The organism is Leptospira noumeaensis, assembly GCF_004770765.1.
Taxonomy (GTDB): Bacteria; Spirochaetota; Leptospiria; order Leptospirales; family Leptospiraceae; genus Leptospira_A; species Leptospira_A noumeaensis.
This window is the reverse complement of the sequence record NZ_RQFK01000026.1, coordinates 1,416,367-1,436,411: the sequence shown is the minus strand read 5'-3', so window position 1 is coordinate 1,436,411 and position 20,045 is coordinate 1,416,367. Positions and strand designations below refer to the sequence as shown.

General features: G+C 39.6%; 18 protein-coding genes. 9 read left to right on the top strand and 9 right to left on the bottom strand.

The features are described from left to right. Position 1: 1 nt before the first annotated feature. Positions 2-2,563: an adenylate/guanylate cyclase domain-containing protein gene (locus EHQ24_RS14935; protein WP_135602353.1), complete on the bottom strand. Its 2,562-nt coding sequence runs from the start codon at positions 2,561-2,563 to the stop codon at positions 2-4. 86 nt (positions 2,564-2,649) lie between these two features. On the opposite strand from EHQ24_RS14935, the gene EHQ24_RS14930 reads away from it, so the two are divergent. After that, positions 2,650-3,537: an alpha/beta fold hydrolase gene (locus tag EHQ24_RS14930; protein ID WP_244310442.1), complete on the top strand. Its 888-nt coding sequence runs from the start codon at positions 2,650-2,652 to the stop codon at positions 3,535-3,537. A gap of 3 nt (positions 3,538-3,540) precedes the next feature. Here EHQ24_RS14930 and EHQ24_RS14925 read toward each other — a convergent pair whose 3' ends face one another. Genes EHQ24_RS14925 through dapA form a run of 4 tightly spaced genes read right to left on the bottom strand, consistent with a single transcriptional unit; the run spans position 3,541 to position 7,099 of the window. Then, on the bottom strand, positions 3,541-4,590 hold the full coding sequence (locus EHQ24_RS14925) for a CdaR family protein (RefSeq protein WP_135602351.1): 1,050 nt from the start codon (positions 4,588-4,590) through the stop codon (positions 3,541-3,543). Beyond that, positions 4,587-5,417: a diadenylate cyclase CdaA gene (gene cdaA, locus EHQ24_RS14920; RefSeq protein WP_135602350.1), complete on the bottom strand. Its 831-nt coding sequence runs from the start codon at positions 5,415-5,417 to the stop codon at positions 4,587-4,589. The genes EHQ24_RS14925 and cdaA overlap by 4 nt, the downstream gene beginning before the upstream one ends. Before the next feature lies 1 nt (position 5,418). Beyond that, the gene (dapB, locus tag EHQ24_RS14915) at positions 5,419-6,222 is read right to left on the bottom strand and encodes a 4-hydroxy-tetrahydrodipicolinate reductase (protein ID WP_135602349.1); all 804 of its coding nucleotides are present in this window, start codon (positions 6,220-6,222) and stop codon (positions 5,419-5,421) included. Further along, positions 6,215-7,099 carry a 4-hydroxy-tetrahydrodipicolinate synthase gene (dapA, locus tag EHQ24_RS14910; protein WP_135602348.1) on the bottom strand — a complete coding sequence of 295 codons (885 nt, stop codon included), beginning with the start codon at positions 7,097-7,099 and terminating at the stop codon, positions 6,215-6,217. The genes dapB and dapA overlap by 8 nt, the downstream gene beginning before the upstream one ends. A 77-nt stretch (positions 7,100-7,176) precedes the next feature. Between dapA and EHQ24_RS14905 the strand changes: the two genes are divergently transcribed. Together EHQ24_RS14905 and EHQ24_RS14900 are read left to right on the top strand one after the other, a co-directional pair. Then, the gene (locus EHQ24_RS14905) at positions 7,177-8,244 is read left to right on the top strand and encodes an MraY family glycosyltransferase (RefSeq protein ID WP_135602347.1); all 1,068 of its coding nucleotides are present in this window, start codon (positions 7,177-7,179) and stop codon (positions 8,242-8,244) included. Between the two features lie 27 nt (positions 8,245-8,271). Further along, the gene (locus EHQ24_RS14900) at positions 8,272-9,255 is read left to right on the top strand and encodes a DUF368 domain-containing protein (RefSeq protein ID WP_135602346.1); all 984 of its coding nucleotides are present in this window, start codon (positions 8,272-8,274) and stop codon (positions 9,253-9,255) included. Here EHQ24_RS14900 and EHQ24_RS14895 read toward each other — a convergent pair. Genes EHQ24_RS14895 through EHQ24_RS14885 form a run of 3 tightly spaced genes read right to left on the bottom strand, consistent with a single transcriptional unit; the run spans position 9,221 to position 13,303 of the window. Next, on the bottom strand, positions 9,221-10,726 hold the full coding sequence (locus EHQ24_RS14895) for an aromatic amino acid ammonia-lyase (RefSeq protein ID WP_135602345.1): 1,506 nt from the start codon (positions 10,724-10,726) through the stop codon (positions 9,221-9,223). The genes EHQ24_RS14900 and EHQ24_RS14895 overlap by 35 nt on opposite strands. A 43-nt stretch (positions 10,727-10,769) precedes the next feature. Then, complete coding sequence (locus EHQ24_RS14890; RefSeq protein ID WP_135602344.1) at positions 10,770-12,239, bottom strand: sodium:proton antiporter; 1,470 nt, start codon at positions 12,237-12,239, stop codon at positions 10,770-10,772. A gap of 53 nt (positions 12,240-12,292) precedes the next feature. Continuing rightward, a complete protein-coding gene (locus EHQ24_RS14885) occupies positions 12,293-13,303 on the bottom strand; it encodes an MBL fold metallo-hydrolase (protein WP_244310441.1) in 1,011 nt (336 codons plus the stop codon). A gap of 102 nt (positions 13,304-13,405) precedes the next feature. On the opposite strand from EHQ24_RS14885, the gene EHQ24_RS14880 reads away from it, so the two are divergent. From EHQ24_RS14880 to EHQ24_RS14860, 5 genes are all read left to right on the top strand, one after another. Next, a complete protein-coding gene (locus EHQ24_RS14880) occupies positions 13,406-13,807 on the top strand; it encodes a hypothetical protein (RefSeq protein WP_135602342.1) in 402 nt (133 codons plus the stop codon). A gap of 30 nt (positions 13,808-13,837) precedes the next feature. After that, on the top strand, positions 13,838-14,614 hold the full coding sequence (locus EHQ24_RS14875; RefSeq protein ID WP_135602341.1) for a YdcF family protein: 777 nt from the start codon (positions 13,838-13,840) through the stop codon (positions 14,612-14,614). Between the two features lie 100 nt (positions 14,615-14,714). Beyond that, entirely contained in the window at positions 14,715-15,107 is a 393-nt protein-coding gene (locus EHQ24_RS14870; RefSeq protein WP_135602340.1) for a cytochrome c maturation protein CcmE domain-containing protein, read from the top strand. Further along, positions 15,104-17,302, top strand: coding sequence for a heme lyase CcmF/NrfE family subunit (locus tag EHQ24_RS14865; protein WP_135602339.1), 2,199 nt, complete (start codon positions 15,104-15,106; stop codon positions 17,300-17,302). Before EHQ24_RS14870 ends, EHQ24_RS14865 begins: the two co-directional genes overlap by 4 nt. A 1-nt stretch (position 17,303) precedes the next feature. After that, positions 17,304-17,987, top strand: a complete 684-nt coding sequence (locus EHQ24_RS14860; protein ID WP_135602338.1) for a cytochrome c-type biogenesis protein CcmH — start codon at positions 17,304-17,306, stop codon at positions 17,985-17,987. A 38-nt stretch (positions 17,988-18,025) separates the two neighbouring features. Here the strand turns inward: EHQ24_RS14860 and EHQ24_RS14855 are convergent, their stop codons facing one another. After that, positions 18,026-19,183, bottom strand: coding sequence for an aminotransferase class I/II-fold pyridoxal phosphate-dependent enzyme (locus tag EHQ24_RS14855; protein ID WP_135602337.1), 1,158 nt, complete (start codon positions 19,181-19,183; stop codon positions 18,026-18,028). Positions 19,184-19,257: 74 nt separating this feature from the next. Between EHQ24_RS14855 and EHQ24_RS14850 the strand changes: the two genes are divergently transcribed. After that, positions 19,258-20,007 carry an SIR2 family NAD-dependent protein deacylase gene (locus tag EHQ24_RS14850; RefSeq protein WP_135602336.1) on the top strand — a complete coding sequence of 250 codons (750 nt, stop codon included), beginning with the start codon at positions 19,258-19,260 and terminating at the stop codon, positions 20,005-20,007. Positions 20,008-20,045 lie beyond the last annotated feature (38 nt).

Sequence of the window (20,045 nt, the reverse complement as noted above, 5' to 3'; positions counted from 1 at the left end):
ACTAAACTTCACTCTTCCAACGAATATTGGCACCATGACTAATCCGGGAATACACTTCCCGGAAATATTGGTTAGGTGCCTTTCCATCCGGATCTTGCGAATAACGGGGTCTTAGGCGGTGGACAAAATACATATCCAACTCACCTTTATTTTTACCGTGAATTTTCCCTCTATATTCTGTAACAAAAAAATACTTCACTAACTCGTAGGTTTCTTTGGAAACATTGATTTTTCCTGTTTCTCCACCGGACTCCATTCGTGATGCCGTATTGACTGTATCACCCCAAATGTCATAAGCAAACTTAAATCGACCCACAACACCCGCAACTACAGGACCTGTGTGAATTCCCAGTCGGAGTTCCCAAAATGGTAGGTTGAGTGCGGTTTTGATTTCTTTCAATTGGTTCATAAAACTTTGGACTTCCAATGCCGCCAAACAAGCGTCAATGGCACTAGTTCTATTTTCTACAGGAAGTCCACCGGCACACATATAACTGTCCCCAATGGTTTTTAATTTTTCTAAATTATTTCTAAGAATGATTTCATCGAATTGAGTGAAACATGCATCTAACTCTTCAATTAGACTTTGTTCGTCCATTCCTTCTGCCACTTTGGTAAACCCTTTGAAGTCCGTAAAAAGGACTGTGACATTTTCGATCCGAGACGGTGTCACACTTCCTTTTTGTTTGAGTTCCTGAGCTACTTTATAAGGTAAAATGTTGAGAAGTAATTTTTCAGATTCTTCCATTGCTTCTTCTGCTTTGTCCTGAGCAATGAGAGCTTTTTCTCTTTCTTCATCTGCCTTTTGTTTTTCCAAATCCAATAGGAAATAACTGATATCCAATTCCTCTGCTAAAGGACGAGACATGATATAAACAACAAGATAGTTAAACAAAACAAGAGGAAGCACAATCATGGTTAAATGAAATGCAGATTCTCCCACTCCGTATTGTTCACGAATGAGAGGAAAATACAAAATGGCAGCAATGCCCATGGTAATCAGGCCTAAGTTGGCTAACCTTTGGCTGAGTTGGATGGTTCTTCCTTCCAAAGACAAAGCACCATGCCGGAGCACCGCATAACCAAGTAAAAACGCAGGAATGAATTGAAAGTCAGCAATGGGATAAATAGGAATTCCATGACTTGGTAAAAGTGCCGCTAATAACAAAATTGCGGACAGTAAAAAAGATCCAATGATCCATTTCGAAGCAAAGTTAATATAACCTTTGTTTCTTAAAAAAGTAATGAGTACCAAAACAAGGGCAATGGCACCATTCATACCCACAAGTAATTCAGCAGGGCCTCCGTGATGGACTCTCGACCAAGGGTAATCAAAATAACCTACAAATAAATAAGGAGAAGGGGCAAGCACGGCAGCACTCACACAAAGAAAGTCAATTCCTTGAATCCATGAAGGAGATTTTTGACCAATGGCTTCAAATACCAAACGTACCATGATACTTGGTGCAAAAGCGAAAGCCACAAATGTCATTTGAGAAATGCGAAGTTGAACTACATACGAAATGTTTAACTTTAAAGGAACAGACTGAATGACATAAAAACCAGTGAGGATCAGAGCGAAGGCACAAAGTTGGTTGATCCTTGCTGATGGATTGGCACCGGCAACAATGATTGAAAGAAAAACGGCACCAAACACAGAGATAACGGGAGGGATGCCCCAAGGATACCATTTTGCCGATTCGTAAGCGTCTGGTGATAAACCAAAAGAAACACCAAAAGATATAAAAATTAAAACAAAAGATAAAAGTGCAAATAGAAAGTAAAACATTCCATTCTTCTGGAATAGAAGTTCGTTCACATCAAAAAAGTCTGAACGAAAAACACCATAGGCCACAAGTAACATTGGAATGAACAGAAAGAATCCACCCGGATACACTTTGAACCCAAGGATACTTGGTGCATTCATCGTTGTGAGTAAAAAAAGTAAATTTACTCCATGGAATAATGTTAGATGGTAATGTTTCCGAATGTACTGGTAATGTTTGATAAACGAAGGTAAAATCAATAGAAAGTATCCCAGTGGCGCTAATATCCCCCAAGGCCGAACAAAGGAACTCCCTCTTGGATACTTTCCAAAAGTGAATTCGAAGACAGTGGTTTCGAAACCTTTCCCAATCAAAACACCAAAGTATAATACTAAACTGGCAACCCAACAAAGATAAGAATAATACAATAACAACTTACTTTGTTTGCCTGTCATATGGTAGGCCAAATAAAAAGCAGTTGGGGCTAATGGTGCGACAAGAAAGTATAATAGATCATTCCAGAAAACTAATGTATTTACATCTTGAATCCAAGCCCTGGTTGTTAACACAAGACCAACTGATCCAAAGCTGATAAAAGAAATGGTAAGGTTTAAATGAAAAAATTTAGTATCAACCTCTGCTTTGCGAAATTTTTGGAAGGCAAAGTAACTTAAAAAAACTCCTACAAAAAATGTAAGGATCCCCGGCGCTCCATAGGGAATCTGATGCCAAAAATATTCCCAATCTGATATGGTTCCTTCGGGTTTTACAAAATAAATGAGAGGGTATGATTCCATCCCTTTAAAGATCGGCTTTCGGGAAAAGAGAAAGTAGCAAATTCTTCTATTTGACTCACTTCCTCGTTTGGTGTGCTATGTCGGATATGGTAGATCTTAACTTTCCAAAAAAGAACGCAACCGAATGGTTGGCAGCAGGCAAATTTTTCGAATATAAGAAGTTTCAAATTTTCTTTATCCAAGAAGGAAGAGGGCAAAATTTAATTCTACTTCATGGATTCCCTACTTCCTCTTGGGACTATTCCAAAATTTTTAATGGTCTTTCGCGTTACTTCAATACAATCGCAATTGATTTTTTAGGATTTGGATATTCTTCTAAACCAAAAAAACATACATATACACTCATCGAACAAACAGATATCATAGAAAACTATATCGAAAAGAATGCACTACGTAGGGTGAAGTTTGTATTTCACGATTATGCCGTGAGTGTGGGACAAGAAATTTTAGCAAGGCACTTAGAACGCACGGATCGTAAGTATGAAATTGATGGTGCCGTTTTTTTGAATGGAGGACTTTTCCCCCATCTCCACAGACCCACATTCAAACAAAAACTTCTCGCCACACCAATCTTAGGTGCAATTCTTTCAAGGTTTTATGATGAAAAAAAGTTTGGAGTGGCTTTTGCTCAAGTATTTGGGGAAAATACAAAACCAAGCGAAAAGGAAATATCTGTTCTTTGGAAACTCATCACGTATCCCAACAAAGTTTTAATCCCTCATAAACTTCTGAAATACATTAAAGAAAGAAGGTTACACGGAGAACGTTGGAAAAATGCACTCCTCCAAACAGAAGTTCCCCTACTTTTTATCAACGGAGGAGAAGATCCGGTAAGTGGTCGTCACCTAGCAGATGAAATTGAAAAACTTCCTATCAAAAATAAAAAACTAATTCGTTGGGAATCCATCGGTCATTATCCGCAATGGGAAAATCCAGAAGAAAGTTTTAAAGAAATCTATGAGTTTTTAAAGTAAAACTTAAGACCGATCGGAAGGGACCGTGCCTGGACCTTCCATTCCGGTTCCATCATCAGTGGGATCAGAATCTGGATTTTGTTGTTCTTTTACTTTGTAACGGATTTCAATTTTTTCAGGACTGATTTGCAGAATCTCAATGCCTTTTAAATCTTTACTTTTTATGATTCGAACTTTGGCAACTTGCGGCTGTAATTCGGGAATGATTTTGTTTTTGATAGGATCAAAAATATAGTTACATGGGACTTGGGCTGTGATTCCGGTAAGAATTTGTGCTGAACGAATTGGTTTGAGAGAAAAATAACGAATCGCAACTTGTTCTTCCGAAAGTTCCGCATCCAACCTGGCGTCTGAGCCTGAACAAACAATGGGAATTCCTGCAGCCGTTTGTTCCCCCGTTTTATAAGAAAGCGGAATGATATTTACATTCACAGTGACATCACGTGACCCAAGAACACTCACACCTTTAGGGAGATCCGGAATCCGAACCGTTTTTGCAAATGGTTCTTTTTTATCGATAAGTGATATCTCAGGCAAAATTACCTTGGTAATTTTTTCCAAATCTTGTGGTTTTCCACTGAGAGTCACCTTTTGAGGACTCACAATTTGGGTCAATTTTTCAAAGTTAGGTGGTGGTGCTCCTTCAAATACAACTTCCAAAGGAACTACTTTTAATCCACGAGATTCAATTTCCACAGGAACAGTTTTTTTAAGTTTGGTAACCTTAACTCCACTCGGAACACCAACGATTTTTTTAATCGGAACTTCCGTGACTCCGAGTTGTACATCCTCTGGATCAATTACAGCTTTCATAAATTGCGAATAATAATTCACCACGTCTTTCAAACCTTCAACCCGAACCGGAATTGTTTTTTCTGGGTTTTTAGAGTAGTTCAAATTACCAGATAACTTTGGATAATCGACAGGGACGTTGATGGTTTTGATCAAAACTTTAGAGTTCTGAAGATTTACGTAAAAAATACTAGCAATGATTAATGAAACTAACTTCGCTTTCCAGTTTCTACCAACTTTACCTAAAAGTTTTGGAATCATATACTGACTCCCGTATCTTTCTCTTTGGGTTTACGAAGAGAATCATCCTTTGACCTTCTGGTTCCAGCCATTAGGCTACTCACAAGGGCTTTGAGTTCCAAAGGTTTGACTGGATGTAACATTTCCCCTTCGTAACAAATAGTAATATCACCTGTTTCCTCAGAGGTAACAATGATGATGGCATCTGTTTCTTCAGAAAGGCCCAAGGCCGAACGATGCCTTGCACCGAGTGTTGCAATTTCCACCGAACTACTCATTGGTAGATAAGATGCCGCACAAACAATTCGATTTTGTTCGATGATCACAGCTCCATCGTGTAGTGGTGAATTTTTAAAAAAGATGGTTTGTAATACCTCTGATGTGACTTGTGCATCCATGGGCACAGCGTTTTCAGATATATCTTTCAAACTTATGTCTTTCACAAGTACGATGATGGATCCTGTTTTTTCTTGAGACATGATCCGAACCGCTTCTACGATGGGATCAAGATCAAATGTGGGTTTCAGAAAGAACAATCGAAGTAGGCGAATGCGCGCTAAATCGCCGGTCAACCTACGAAGTTCTGGTTGTAAGAGGACAATGATAGCAAACACCAAGGCAGGTCTGATATTCGTGAGAATCCATTCCAGAAGTTCAAACCCTAAATATTCAGCAAAACTTCCTGAAATCCAAATGATTCCCACGCCAAGTAAAAGTTGGATTCCTCGTGTTCTACGAAGTGTTGTGTAGGTTTTATAAATTAAAAATGCGACGATTAAAACATCTAAAGATATGGAGATATAGTTTTTACTCCACGGAATGATGTATAATCCTCGAAAAAAATCCAATTTATATTCCTAACACATCGAACATATTATAAAGCCCTTTGGACTTTCCGTGTAAAAACTCGGCGGCTTTTACGGCACCAGTCGCAAAGGTTTTACGATCCTGTGCCTTATGAGTGATTTCAATTCGTTCTTCCGAACTTAAAAAATATACAGTGTGTTCACCAACCACTTCACCCGCGCGCATCGTGTGCATGGCGATTTCTTTTTGGTCTCTTTCTGGATACATACCATGACGACCATAAATCACATTTTCTTCTGAACGTTTGGTTGCATTCAAAAGAACCTCTTTCAAATACATGGCTGTTCCCGAAGGGGCATCTTTTTTATGCCGATGGTGGATGTCTAAAACTTCTATATCAAAATCTTCATCTAACACTTTTGCTGCGATCTCTGTTAATTTAAATAACAGATTCACACCCACAGACATGTTCGGTGAAAAGACAATGGGAATAGAGGTGGCTGCCGATTGGATGAGAGCCTTATCGGAATCAGTAAGGCCTGTGGTTCCAATCACCAATGGTTTTTTATTGGCTAAGGCAGAATTCAAAATGGATTCAAATCCAGTATGGGTGCTAAAATCAATCAAAACATCGGAAGATTCACAAGCTTTTTGTAAGTCGGTAGAAAGTAAAATTCCCGTTTCTTTGATACCAGCATGGTTTCCAGAATCAAATCCCGCATACACGGCCCCTTCTCTCACAACAGCAGCACTTAACTCTGATTTTTTGGAAAGAGAAAGGACTTGGATGATGGCCTTTCCCATCCTTCCCCCAGCACCGATGACACCAACTTTGATTTTAGACAATGCCTTCCTCTTTGAGTTGGAATACAGTTTTTTTGAAATTGTCTGCAGGTGAACCTTCTGACAAAGAAGTCATCGGTAGACGAAGTTCATTTTCACAATAACCAAACCAACTCATTGCAGCTTTGATGGGGATGGGATTGGTTTCAATGAAAGCATTGATAAACACAGGAAGGAGTTTGTAATAAATCTTTTTGGATGCTTCTAAGTCTCCACGTAAGTACAAGGAAACCATATCCACACAAGCACGAGGAAAAAGATTGGAGACTACAGAAACCACTCCTCTACCACCGATGGATAAAACAGGAAGTGTTAGGTTGTCATCACCAGACAACAAATCAAAGTCAGACGGTGTAGCAGCAATGACCTTTGCCATTTGACCTAAATCGCCGGTTGCTTCTTTGATTGCCGCGATTTTTGGATGAGCCGAAAGCCTTGCTACCGTTTCTGGAAGTAAATTCACATTGGTTCTTCCTGGAATGTTGTACAACATCACTGGTTTGGATGATACATTGGCAATCTCGGTAAAATGACGGAACATCCCTTCTTGTGTGGGTTTGTTATAGTATGGGTTGACGGTTAGGATTCCGTCTACCCCGTCCGTACAAGCAGACTCAGTGAGTTCAATGGCCTCTTTTGTAGAGTTAGATCCAGTTCCCGCGATGACTTGGATTTTCCCTGCCACAACTTTGACGGTCTTTTGGATGAGTTCCTTATGTTCTGCATAAGAAAGGGTGGGAGATTCACCCGTTGTCCCACAAGGAACCACACCTGCCACGCCGGAGCGGATCTGGTTTTCTAGGATTTTAAAATAACTATCATAATCGATTTTCCCCTGGCGGAAGGGGGTGATGACCGCGGTATAAACGCCCTGAAACATAAATTAAACATCGAAGAGGGACGGATTTTTGCAATAAAAAACTGCCAAAACACCCCTAACCCATAAACTTTACGAAAATGGTCTCTTTTTTACCACCAATGATTGCCATTCTCGCAATTCTCAGCCTCATTTTGCATTCATTCTATGTCCATTCCCGATTTGGGGTCAAAGATGTGCCAAACGAACGTAGTTTGCATGACGTTGTCACCAAAAAATCGGGAGGAATGTTTTTTATCCCTTTATTTCTACTGAGTATCTTAGGACTCCTTTTTTACCCAGATACGACCAAACTCTCATTCGCGCCAGAAAATCTTTCGCAAAGAACGGACATCTACCTTTTGTTAGCTGGTGTTTTTATCTTTTGTATCCTTGGTTTTATCGATGATTTGTATCATCTCAGCCCGAAACTTCGCTTGTTTTTAGAGCTCAGTGTGGTTGGAACTTTTTTAATTTGGACAAATCCAGAATTAACATATTTTGGATTGGGATCTGTTCCTAAGTTTGTTCAAATATTTGGCCTTACCATCTTTCTCGTATTTGCTATCAACTTAGTCAATTTTATGGATGGGATGGATTGGTATTTGGTCACAACCATCTTTTTGTCTTATTTTTCATTGGCCTTTGTTTGCCCCAATTTCTATGCTTTGGGGAACTATGGTTATAGTTTTTATCTGATCCTTTTTGTTTCCATGTTTGGATTTATATTTTATAATTTTCCAAGAGCCAAACTATTTATGGGAGACAGTGGATCGTTAGCATTAGGATTTTTTGTAATGGCATTACCATTGTTTGTTGGAAAATGGACAGAACTTAAATCTGAAGTTTGGGATGCCACATATTATTTTTATCTATTTCCATACTTTTGGTTGGATGGAATTTTTACCCTAACCAAACGATTTTTCCAAAAGAAACATTTGTTTTCCGCACACCGGGAACATCTCTATCAGAGAATCACAGAAACCAAATTAGGAAAAATTGGATCTCTTCTTATATTTTTCAGTTTAAACCTCAGTGTTGTTTCTATTCATCTTGTATTAACATTTTTTAAGATTCCGAATCTTTTTATTTTCTTAACCCTTTTCCTTTTTTCTGCATTTAGTTACGGAATCCTTTGGATTTTAATACCTAGAAAAAACCTTGCATAAAGACTTTGGACTTCCATCCTTTCCTTTATGCCTCTATCGAAAAAAGAAATTTTATTCTGCCTTCTCAATGGCTTTCTCATCGGGATTGCCAACCTCATCCCCGGTGTTTCCGGAGGGACTTTTGCACTCATCCTCGGGCTCTATGACAGGTTAATTACTGCCATCACATCCCTAAACTTGGATACCATCAAAGTATCAATCGCACTAGTATTTGGATTCTGGAAAGAAGATGTAAGAAAACGTTTTGCGGAAGAAATGAAACGGATTGATTTTTGGTTTCTTGTCTTTCTTGGAATCGGTTTATTGTTATCCGTTATCTCTGGTGCCAAACTCATCCAGTATTTACTACAAAACCACCCACAAGCAACACTTGCACTTTTTATAGGACTCATTTTTCCGTCTCTTGCTGTCCCTTATAAACTCATCGAAAAACATAGCTTAGTTGTATGGCTTTTCCTCATTCCAGGAATCCTACTCACAATTGTTCCTAGTTTTTTTATGGGAGACACAACGGGTTCGGAAAATCCTTTGATTGCTTTTCTGACTGGAGCCGTTGCCATTTCTGCAATGATCCTACCAGGAATCTCTGGTTCTTACATCATGCTTGTGTTAGGTGAATACCAAATCGTAATTGGAAAACTTTCTACCATCCTAGAGCCAAGTTCGATTGTTTTTCTCGCAGCATTTGGGATTGGATGTTTACTCGGGCTTCTGATTTTTACTCATTTTGTAAAATGGTTATTTGTTAAGTATAAGTCGCATACAATGACTTTTTTACTTGGCCTTATCCTAGGATCCTTTTTTATCCTCTGGCCTTTCAAAGACTATGCCAATGGCCAAACAATTGTAGGTAGATCGGGAGAAGTGAAACGAGACATTCAAATTGCCACTGCAAAGAATGTATTACCAAAAGACTTTGCAGAAACACAAATCCCACTAGCAGCTCTAATTTTGGGGTTGGTTCTTGGGTTTGGACTCAACCGTTTGGAATCTCTACAAGAGAAGAAGTAGAATTTTTTAATCTTTCCATCAATGTCTGGATTTCAAAGTCCAGACTTCGATCTGCTGCCATAGTCTTTAGGCCGGCAAATAAATTTTGATTTGGAATTAGATCCTTTCTTTTGGCAAACCGAGAAGACTGAAAAACCGAAAAAGCAAATATAGAAAGTAATTTATACGCACTTGAGACCGTTCTGCGATTTCTTAAAACCGAAATCGCACCCATAGGTACAATGTCTTGGTTATTTCCATTGGTAGAGATAGACTGTACAGAACCTGGCATACTATCTCTACGTACTTCTGCCGTTAGGTGAGTGGACATAAGACCTAATCCCGATAATCCTGCGTACGTACCTGGTTTATCTGACAACATCAAAGGGAACTCACCGTTTTCATTTGGTTCATAGAGATAATTCAAAAATCGATCCACCCAAGTAAACCAAACAGCCATCGCATTCTGCAATCTGTCAGCGGCAAAACTGACTTGGGCGGCATAAAACCCACCACCTTCGGCAAACCGAACTCCCTCTTCTGTAGGAATTAAAACAGGATTGTCTGAAAGGGAATTTAACTCTTGTTCCACTACCTTTCCTACAGAAATCAGTTCATCCAAAATAGATCCAAGGATTTGAGGAATACAACGGATAGAATATATATCTTGGATTCTACTTCCTTCTTTTTTCACTTTGGAATGTTTTGAAACGGTTGGATAAAGAATTTTAACAATTTCTTTTGGGCCATCAAATTGTTTGTGGTTATGGTAAGCCGGATGGAAGGCGTCAGAAAAAACAGAATGAAAACTAAACAAATACTCTAGAAGTTCCAAACTATAAGAAAGTATGTTTCGAAACTCAAGAACTTGGAGCCCAAGAAGGGCAGTGGTAAAACTTGTTCCATTGGTAAGAGAAATTGCTTCCTTAACCTTGGGAGTCCAAGGCAAACCAGGGATTTTGGAAGTTCCGCCATTCCACCGACTCGGTGCCAAATCCTTTCCTATTCCAGTAAAACCAGATTCACCAAGAAGTGCCAAAGGAATGTAACTGAGGGGAATCAAATCTCCAGAAGCCGAAAGAGAACCTTTTTCTGGCAAAACAGGAATACAATCCAACTCCAAAAGTGTATTCAATATTTCTAATGTTTTAAAGTCGATTCCCGATCCACCAAGTGACAAACAATGAATTCTAGCCGCAAGAACGGCCCTTGCTTCGTTATGATTTAAATGGGAATGCGGGATTCCATCGGAAGAAAATACAGGTTCAACGGTTAAATGATAGATTAAAGATTTTTGGATTTTTCCCGTATCTTCATTGGATGAGAAGGCATGGGGTCCAAACCCTGTATGGATTCCATAAATTAGTTTTTCTTTAGAAACTTTTAAAATGGATTCTAATTGGTTTCGCTCAGTTTCTAAAGACTGGTGAACGTTAGTTAAATGAGAAAATGAACCGGATCGAGATAAAGATTGGAGTGTTGATAAATTCAAATTGTTTTACAACCGGGGAAAGTTCCCCGGTTTGTCCAAAAGTTTAGACGAAGAATACGAAAGTAATGAGGATAAACACAGGAACTAAAATTCCCATAGAGTATGCTAAATAACCACCAAAAGATGGCATCTTTACTTTGTTTTCTTCTGCAACAGATTTTACCATAAAGTTAGGGGCGTTACCGATATAAGTATTCGCACCCATAAATACGGCACCCACCGAAATGGCCTTTAGAATTTCTTCCGCTTGGACATTTCCGATGAACTGACCTAACGTGAGAGGAGCTGCCGCACCCGCTGGAGTGAGGAGGCCAGAAGCTAACGAACCAAAAGTGAGGTAAGTGGGAGCATTGTCTAAAACAGAAGAGAAAGCTCCTGTTGCCCAGAAAAACTGCCAGTTTTGTGTGATTCCCAGTTCTTTACCATGTGCCTCAAGGAGGACAAGAGCAGGAATCATCGTAATGAAAATACCAATGAAAAGGTAGGCCACTTCTTGGATTGGATGGAGAGTAAAGTTGTTAAACTTACGATCTGCTTCTTTCGAAGTAAACTTAGAAAGACCAATCAGAACAATTAATACTGCCTCACGGATAAATCCAAGTGTTGGTGTTTGGTTGATTTCTGGAATGTAGTTACTATTTAAAAATGCAACTGCTAAAATCACACCGAGTAACCAAATGAAGTTCACTTGACCACCAATGGAAAAAGGAGTGGCGAGTTTATCGTCGCGTTTTAAATCTTTTTTGGTTTCTTTTTTATAAGCAATCGTATCCCAAACGAAATACACTACGAGTAAGATAGAAACTGCCAAAAGCATCTCAGGCAATAGTTTGAATGTCCAAGTGAAAGGAACTCCTTTCAAATAACCTAGAAAAAGTGGAGGATCACCAAGTGGTGTTAAAGACCCACCAATGTTGGAAACAAGGAAGATAAAAAACACAACAGTGTGAACCACATGTTTTCTTTCGCTATTTGTTTTTAACAGTGGACGAATGAGTAACATGGAAGCACCGGTAGTTCCAATAAATGAAGCTAACGCTGCACCAATTAACAAATACAAGGTGTTATTTAATGGTGTTGCATGGATATCACCCTTGATTACAATCCCACCGGAAATATAAAACAAAGATCCGAGTAAAATGATAAAGGGGATATAATCAAAGAAAACCGTGTGAACGATATTATGGCTATATCCATAAACAAGTAGAACCACAAAAGAAATGGCTCCGAGTCCCACAGCAAGGATCAATTTGTTATTATTGTCTTCCCACCAATGAGAAGTTTTATGAGAAGCAACCGGTAAGATTGCAATACAAAGTAAAATGGCAACAAAAGGCAATACCGTCCAATACGGTAGTTCCTCGTGTACTGATTCGCCATGAGACGAATGTCCTGTTTCTTCCTGAGTGGTTGTCTGCGCTTGAACCGGAGTTGGGTCTTCCGCAAATAAACCTGCCGTTGTCACAGACAAACAAACCAGGAATACTATCGTTGTGAGAAGCTTCTTCAACATGCTCACCATCCTATTTTTTAGGACAGCTTATCTAAAATAGAAACCTCTTGGAACTAAAAAAACCGAGACTCCCCAATTTTTAAAGGAACGAATTTTTCCTCGGAGATTCCCGATCGTTTTAGCTCCTCTTTGGTGCGGGGCACAGGAGAATCAAGTGGTTCATCCGAGAGAACAAAGGTCATATAATGCATTGGAACTAAATATTTGGCCTTTAGGTCGGCAAAAGCCTGCACTGTTTCCTTAGGATCCACATGTACGGGTTGCATCATCCAACGAGGTTCGGTGGCTCCCACGGGTAAAATGGCTACATCAATCGAACCAAACTTTTCGGCAATTTCGCGAAAATGTGTGTAGTATCCGGTATCACCCCCAAAATAAACTTTTTCCTTTTTCCCCGAAATGAGATAACTTCCCCAAAGAGTTTCGTTTCGATCCAAAATTCCTCGCCCACTAAAATGTTGGGTTGGTGTAAAAGTAATTTGAAGTCCTGAAGTTTTTGTTTCATCCCACCAGTCCATCTCCTTCACATTTCTCATACCCTCACCTAACAACAATTTTTTGTTTCCAAGTCCGGTTAAGACAAGAGGATGGAATTTCTCTTCCAATTGTTTTAGTGTTGGTAAATCTGTATGATCATAATGGTTATGCGATAAAATCACAATGTCAATCTTTGGGAGATCTTCGATTTTGATCCCCGGTGGAGTGTAACGTTTTGGACCAACAAAACTCACAGGGGAACATCTTTCGCTCCAAATAGGATCTGTTAGGATATTCACTCCATCAATCTGAATGAGGGTTGTCGCATGTCCCACCCAAGTGACTGAAAGTTTGGACGTATTGTTCTTTAATTCGACACCGTCATTTCCAACAACGGGAAACGGGGGATAGTCGGCCGGATCCAAACTATTCGGTAATTGGAACCTTTGGAATTGCCAAACGATTACATTCCAAAGGCCTTTGGTTTCAAAGTTAGGGTTTGGATTTTTGAATCCGTTCTCTGTATGATGAGATTTACGAACACTCGCATCGGTAAAACAGGAGAGCGAAAAAAAGACTACGAACAAAAGGAAAGATAGAAACTTCACGAGGATTAGACGGAAACAAACTTCCTGTGTTGGGAATTTTCGATTGCCTTTTTTAGAATTAGGAACGATCCTTCTTTTATTATGTTTAGGTATGATGAGACAAAAGATCTAATGATTGCCTATGCAAAATGGCGAGAAACGGTAGATCGTACGGAAGGGAACGAAACTGTCTTTGGTGCCAATGCAGAAGTTTCGGAAATTGCACGTGACCTAAGGGAAGATGCAGAATTCGAACTTAGGATTCTCATCCAAGACCTAAAAAAACAAAACCCTGCTGCCATCAAAGAATGGGTGGAACTCACCAAACAGTATCTAAACACAATGGAAACCTCTGTTCCCGAAGAACAGATCCAAAGGCGAAAACAAATTGCACGCGACTGGAAGTATTCTCGTTCTCCTTTAGGCATTTCCGTTCGTTACCCGCACCCATCTCAATATTGGGGTAGTGGGATTGGGGTTCTCGGCCCCGATTTAGACTGGTAAGATTTTTAAGATCTAAAAATCCTATCACCAATGGATTCAATATTTTTTACCCTTTCCAAACTTGGGACAATCCTACTCTATCCTCTACCTGTATTTTTTCTTTTAGCGTTCATTCTCATCTTACAAACCAAATCGGGACATGGAAAGTATAAACTATTTCAAATCGTTTTGTTTTTGTATTTGGCATCCAATGTTTATGTAGCAAACTTTTTAACCCAATCTCTGGAAAAAGATTATCCACCGGTTTCCATATCCAGTCTTCCTAATTCAGACGTAGCGATCGTGTTAGGTGGGATGATCCAAACTATTTCGGCTCATCCTGGAAGACCGGAACTTTCTGACTCAGCAGACAGACTAACAGACGCTGTGCGAATATACAAAGCAGGGAAAGTAAAAAAAATTCTATTTACTGGTGGGTCGGGACTTCTATTTGCAAATACATACCGTGAAGCAGACTTAGCCAAAGAATTGTTTTTGGATTTAGGAGTTCCGGAAAAAGACTTAATCTGGGAAAATAATTCGAGAAATACTTATGAGAATGCAGTAGAAACAAAAAAGATTCTCCAAGAAAAAAAGATAGAATCCGCAATCCTTGTGACTTCTGCCTTCCATATGAAACGTGCCGCCGGTTGTTTTCAGAAACAAGAGATCTCTTTTGTGCCCTATCCCACAGACTACCGTGCCACCAACTTAAGCTCAGGGGCCTTTGAACTTTACATTCCTTCGGCGGGATTTTTAGAACAAACGACGATGGCCATCAAAGAATGGGTAGGATACTTAGTATACCGCGCGAAATCCTATTTATAACCCTTCCAAATCCCTCCCATTTTTAAGACCTTTTTGTTTGACCGAAACCTGCAATCAGAGAGGTTAGAGGAAAGACGGGAAACCGTCTAAAGAATGGATTATGAATCGTAAGTTTTTAACTCTTTTATTTCTCATCGGACTCTCTCTCGGAGGGATCGCTTTTTTCTCCTCCCAAGAAACCTCGTATCTACTTTTGGATGCGTCGGAACTGGCAGCAAATCCTACCAAATATTCTGATCAAAATCTTCGTGTACGAGGATTTGTTCGGGTAGGGAGCCTTGTCCGCGAAGGGAAAAAAGCAAAATTTGATTTGGAACTGAATGATCAAATCATCCCTGTCCATTTCACCGGAGCCACTCTTTTGCCAGATGCTTTTAAAGAAGGAGCTAGAGCCCGTGTGGATGGAAAGTTAGACCATGGGGTTCTTGTTGCGAGTCACGTGGAAGCAAAATGTGCCTCCAAATATGAAGCGGGATACGCTGAGGAACAATGAACAATTTAGGAACCATCCTTCTCGCAGCCTCTCTAGCCATTTTAACTTTTTCCGCATTACAAACCATCTACGGAATCTATAAACAAGAACGAAAAGCGATCGAACTCGGTCGTTTGGCTCTAATGACAAATCCATTTGTCATTGTCCTCACCTTTACAGTTTTACTCACACAACTCGTAAGATCAGACTATAGCAACTATTATGTGGTCATGCATTCCAGCGAACACTTACCGCTATTTTACAAAATGACATCCATTTGGTCTGGATCGTCGGGAAGTTTGTTGTTTTGGAATTTGATTCTTAGCGTATTCACCTTCATTGTGTTATGGCAAACTCGTAAATCCATTGAAGATCGAATCCCCATGATGAATCTAATCCTCGCAGTTCTTTCTGGATTTTTTTCTTTCCTAGCTGTATTTTATGGAGATGCCCAACCGTTTCGTGAATTTGTTCCAGAAGCGGCAGCGGGTCGGGGGCTCAATCCCCTCCTCCAACACTGGGCGATGATCATTCATCCTCCGATCCTTTATATTGGTTATGTGAGTATCTCGATTCCTTTTGCCATTGCGATGTCTGCTCTTGTATCAGGACAACTCTCGGAAGATTGGATGAAGTTCATTCGTAAATGGACTTTGTTTTCTTGGTTTTTTCTCGGAACAGGGATTTTACTCGGATCAAAGTGGGCCTATGAAGAGTTAGGTTGGGGTGGGTATTGGGCTTGGGATCCAGTCGAAAATGCATCCCTTATGCCATGGCTTCTTACCAGTGCTTTTGTGCATTCTGTTGTGATCCAAGAACGTAGAGGGATGTTGAAGTTTTGGAACATGTTACTTGTGATCCTTGCATTCCATTTTAGTTTGCTTGGAACCTGGATCACACGTTCAGGAGTTTTGGAAGGACCACATAGTTTTTCCAAATCAACCATTGGAACTCCATTTATCATTTATATCATTGGTAGTTTTCTATTTTTTACAGGTTTTGTCATTTATCGAAGAAAACACCTAACACCAGAAAGGAACTTAGAAGCCATCACTTCCAAAGAAGGAAGTTTTCTTTTGAATAACTTTTTACTGGTTCTTTCGACCGCAGCCATATTGCTCGGTGTCTTTTCTCCTCTTTTGTATGGAAAAGAATTTAAAGCTCCATGGTTTAATTCCTGGGGTGTTCCTGCTGGGATTTTTCTTTTGCTTCTGATGGGAGCGGCACCACTACTTGCTTGGAGAAAGGGAGCAGGAGCAGTCTTTTTTTCCACCCTTCTCAAACCTTTTATCGCCGGACTTGTCGGCGGTGGACTCTACATTCTTTTTTATTCTCAAAACTTTACAAAACCAGATAGTAAGTATGGAGATGTTTTAGCCGAGGTCTATTCGGTTCTCACAGTCACCATTGGAGTATTTACCATTTCCGGGATCATCCAAGAATACTACCGAGGGATCAGAGCCCGCCGCGAAGAATTTACAAACGAAAATTTCTTTGTAGCTGGATACCGAATGTTACTCAAAAACAAACGGCGGTATGGCGGATACCTAGTGCATTTTTCACTAGTGCTTATCTTTATTGGATATGCAGGGAATGCATTTAAAATCAATACATCGGTTCGTTTCTTTTATGAACTCCAACCACCGACGTCTGAAGAAATTGTCTACCAGTCCATTGACAAAGCAATGATTGGTGGATACCAAATTGAAGCCTCCACTCTTAAACTAAAACCAGTATTGATATCGGGACTTGGTGGAGAGCCAAACATCCAAAACGTAATTGTTGCCCAGGAAGGAACTTATTCTATCTTTCGTGGGACTGACAAACTTTCCGATTTAGTCACTGAACGTAGATTTTATCCACAGATCTCTCACCTAACAGGAGATTTCGAAACACATATTCCCACTAGTGAACCTGCCATTCTTTCTATGGCCAAAGAAGATTTTTATATACAACTGGGTGCCATTGAAACTTCGGATCTAAAATCAGAGAATCCGGATCTTCCTTTGATGTTTATGCAGTATTACTTCACTCCAGGAAGTGAGATGGACAAACTCAAATTCTTTCTTAACTTTCCAAGACAAATCGTAGCCAACTTGGAAGTATGGGTGAACCCTCTTGTAAAACTGATTTGGGTAGGATCGTTACTTTATTTCTTAACTGGAATCTTTTTACTACTACCGATTGGCGAAAAGACAAAGAAGGCGGTTGGTTAAAATGGATATTACAATTCCAAATAATACCCCGTCCAGTCTGTTTGGATCGGAAACATCCGAATTTGTTTTGAAGAAGATCCAACAAAAAACTAAGTTACAGATCTTAAAACGATCCCTATTCCATCTTACTTTGGTTGGATATTGTTTTTTGTTTCCGGCAGTACTATTCGCACAAAAAACTACCACCAATTTAAAAGAGGATGGGCAAATCCAAACCTTCTTAAAAGTGACGGAACAAATTCGTTGTATCTGTTTACCAAGTTTACCCATCCAATCATGTTCATTTAACATGTGTGCTGCGTCTAGTTATCTTAAAACCTTTATTGAAAATCGAATCAAAGATGGGATGAAGGAAGAGGAAATCATTTCTAAGATGGAGAACGGTTTTGGAGATTCTGTATTACAAGACCCCATTGTTGTGATGTTTCAGGAAAATGGAAACCAAGGAATGGTGGATTCCATTGTGTATGGATTTGGACCAAAAATTCTGGCGCAACCTGATGGAACCTGGATCAACTTTACTTTGTTTGCCATTGGAGTTCTTGGACTTTTTGGAATCTACAAATATGGAACCAAAAAAAAGAGACACACTTTCGTAACAGAGAAAGAAACCAAAACAGAAAATCTCAAATCCACAACAGACGAAATCAAAAACAAAATCCGTAAATTCGAAGAAGAATCTTAAACAAATTTCTTTTCAAAAAGCGACAACCAATCAAATAGTTAGAGAGAAATCCACTTCTCTCTAACTAAAACCAGTGTTTCTACCAAAACTTGAATATCACCTAACTTTAACTTAGCGTTCAAACTGATTCGTAACCTAGGGCTTGGAACTGTGGGAGGACGAATCGCACGGACATCCAATCCTTTTTCTTGTAAGGTTTTGGCATAAAACAAGGCTTCTTTTTCTGTTTCAAGCAATAGGGGAACAATATGGGAAGTAGAGGCAGTGATGATAAATCCATTGGATTTCAAAGAATTTTTAAGTGTTTCAGCCATCTCGCATAAATTTTCTCTTTCTTTGTCCATCGAACTAAGGAGTTTCAAAGAATGGGAAGCAAGTTCCGAAACCATAGGAAGTGGTGCCGTAGAAAAAATAAATGACCGCATTACATTTACTAAGTGGTCACGGCCAATTTTTTTTGTGACAATGATTCCACCTTCTAGTCCCAGAGACTTTCCTAAAGTGTACACTCGGTAATCAATGGACTGGATTTCTGATAGACTTAAATCCTGAAAGACAAGCCCCTTCCCATTCGCACCATAAATCCCAAAGGCATGGGCTTCATCCAAAACAAGAACAAATCCAAATTCTCTCTTTAAGGAAAGTAAGGTTTTTAAATCAGGAGAATCGCCATCCATGCTAAATAAAGTTTCCGTCACCACAATTCGCTTTTTTTTACGTTCTGGATCATCTATATCTGCTTTTTCCAATAAACTGCGAAGGTGATTCATATCCAAATGATGATAATATTTTTTATGTGCACCAGAAATACGAATCCCATCTAAAATGGATGCGTGGTTCAAACGATCAGTAAACAGATAACAGTCGGGAGCAGCAATGGAATCCAAAAGGCCAAAATTCGCAGTAAACCCCGTGGAAACGAGAAGTGCCGCCTCCCCTTCCACAAAATGAGCAAACTCTGACTCAAACTTGTCCATTGACTTGGTATTTCCTCGAACCAAACGGGCGGCCGTGGATCCAAACGGATAAATATCCTTTTTTGATTGGAAAAACTCCAACATACTGGGATTAGTTGCCATACCCATATAATCGTTAGAACAAAAATCAATTCCTTCGTAATTACGAGTTTCCCGAAACAATTGTTTTTCATGGATGGAATCTAGTTTTTTTTGGACTTCTTCCCAATGATTGGCCATTGACTACCAGTTTTCTATTTCCAGATTTTTTTCCGATTTAATTTTTTACCTATTTGAATAGAATGATCTAATAAATGAATCTCCTCACTCCCGATGTGATCCATCGAATCCGTTCTGCTCGTAATATTTTGTTTCTGACAGGAGCTGGTATTTCTAGCGAAAGTGGAATCCCAACATTTCGCGGGGAAGGAGGGTATTGGAAAAAGTTCAAAGCAGAAGATCTCGCCACACCCGAAGCTTTTGCCAAACAACCCGAAGTGGTTTGGGAATGGTATGACTATCGGCGTAAGATTTGTTCAGAAGCCAAACCAAATGAAGGCCACCTAACTATAGCGAATTGGCAATCATTTTCAAAAACTGTAAATCTAATCACTCAAAATGTGGATGGACTCCATCCTCGGGCAGGAAGTAAAAATCTTTTGGAAATTCATGGCAATATTTATCGTGCGAAGTGTACGGTTTGTCGTGAAAAATATACTTTGAGTGAAGATGGGATGAACCAATCTGGACTAAAATTTTGTCCTGCTTGTGAATCACTATTAAGGCCAGACATAGTTTGGTTTGGGGAAAGTTATGACAATCAACTCCTCACGAAGGCCTGGGAACAAAGTAAAGAAGCTCAAGTTGTTTTTGTTGTGGGAACCAGTGCGAATGTATCGGTTCCAGCCAACTTAGCTTTAACTGCCATTCGTAACAGAGCTCTTGGGATCGAAATCAATCCAGAATCCACTTCCCTCACTCCTTCTATAGAACTTCATTTTGCTGGGGAAGCGGGAGAAATCCTTCCAGAAATTTTTAAGGAAGTGTTTGGAGAATCGTTTTAAAATAATATTTCGTTTGATATTAGAAGGATTCAAAATTG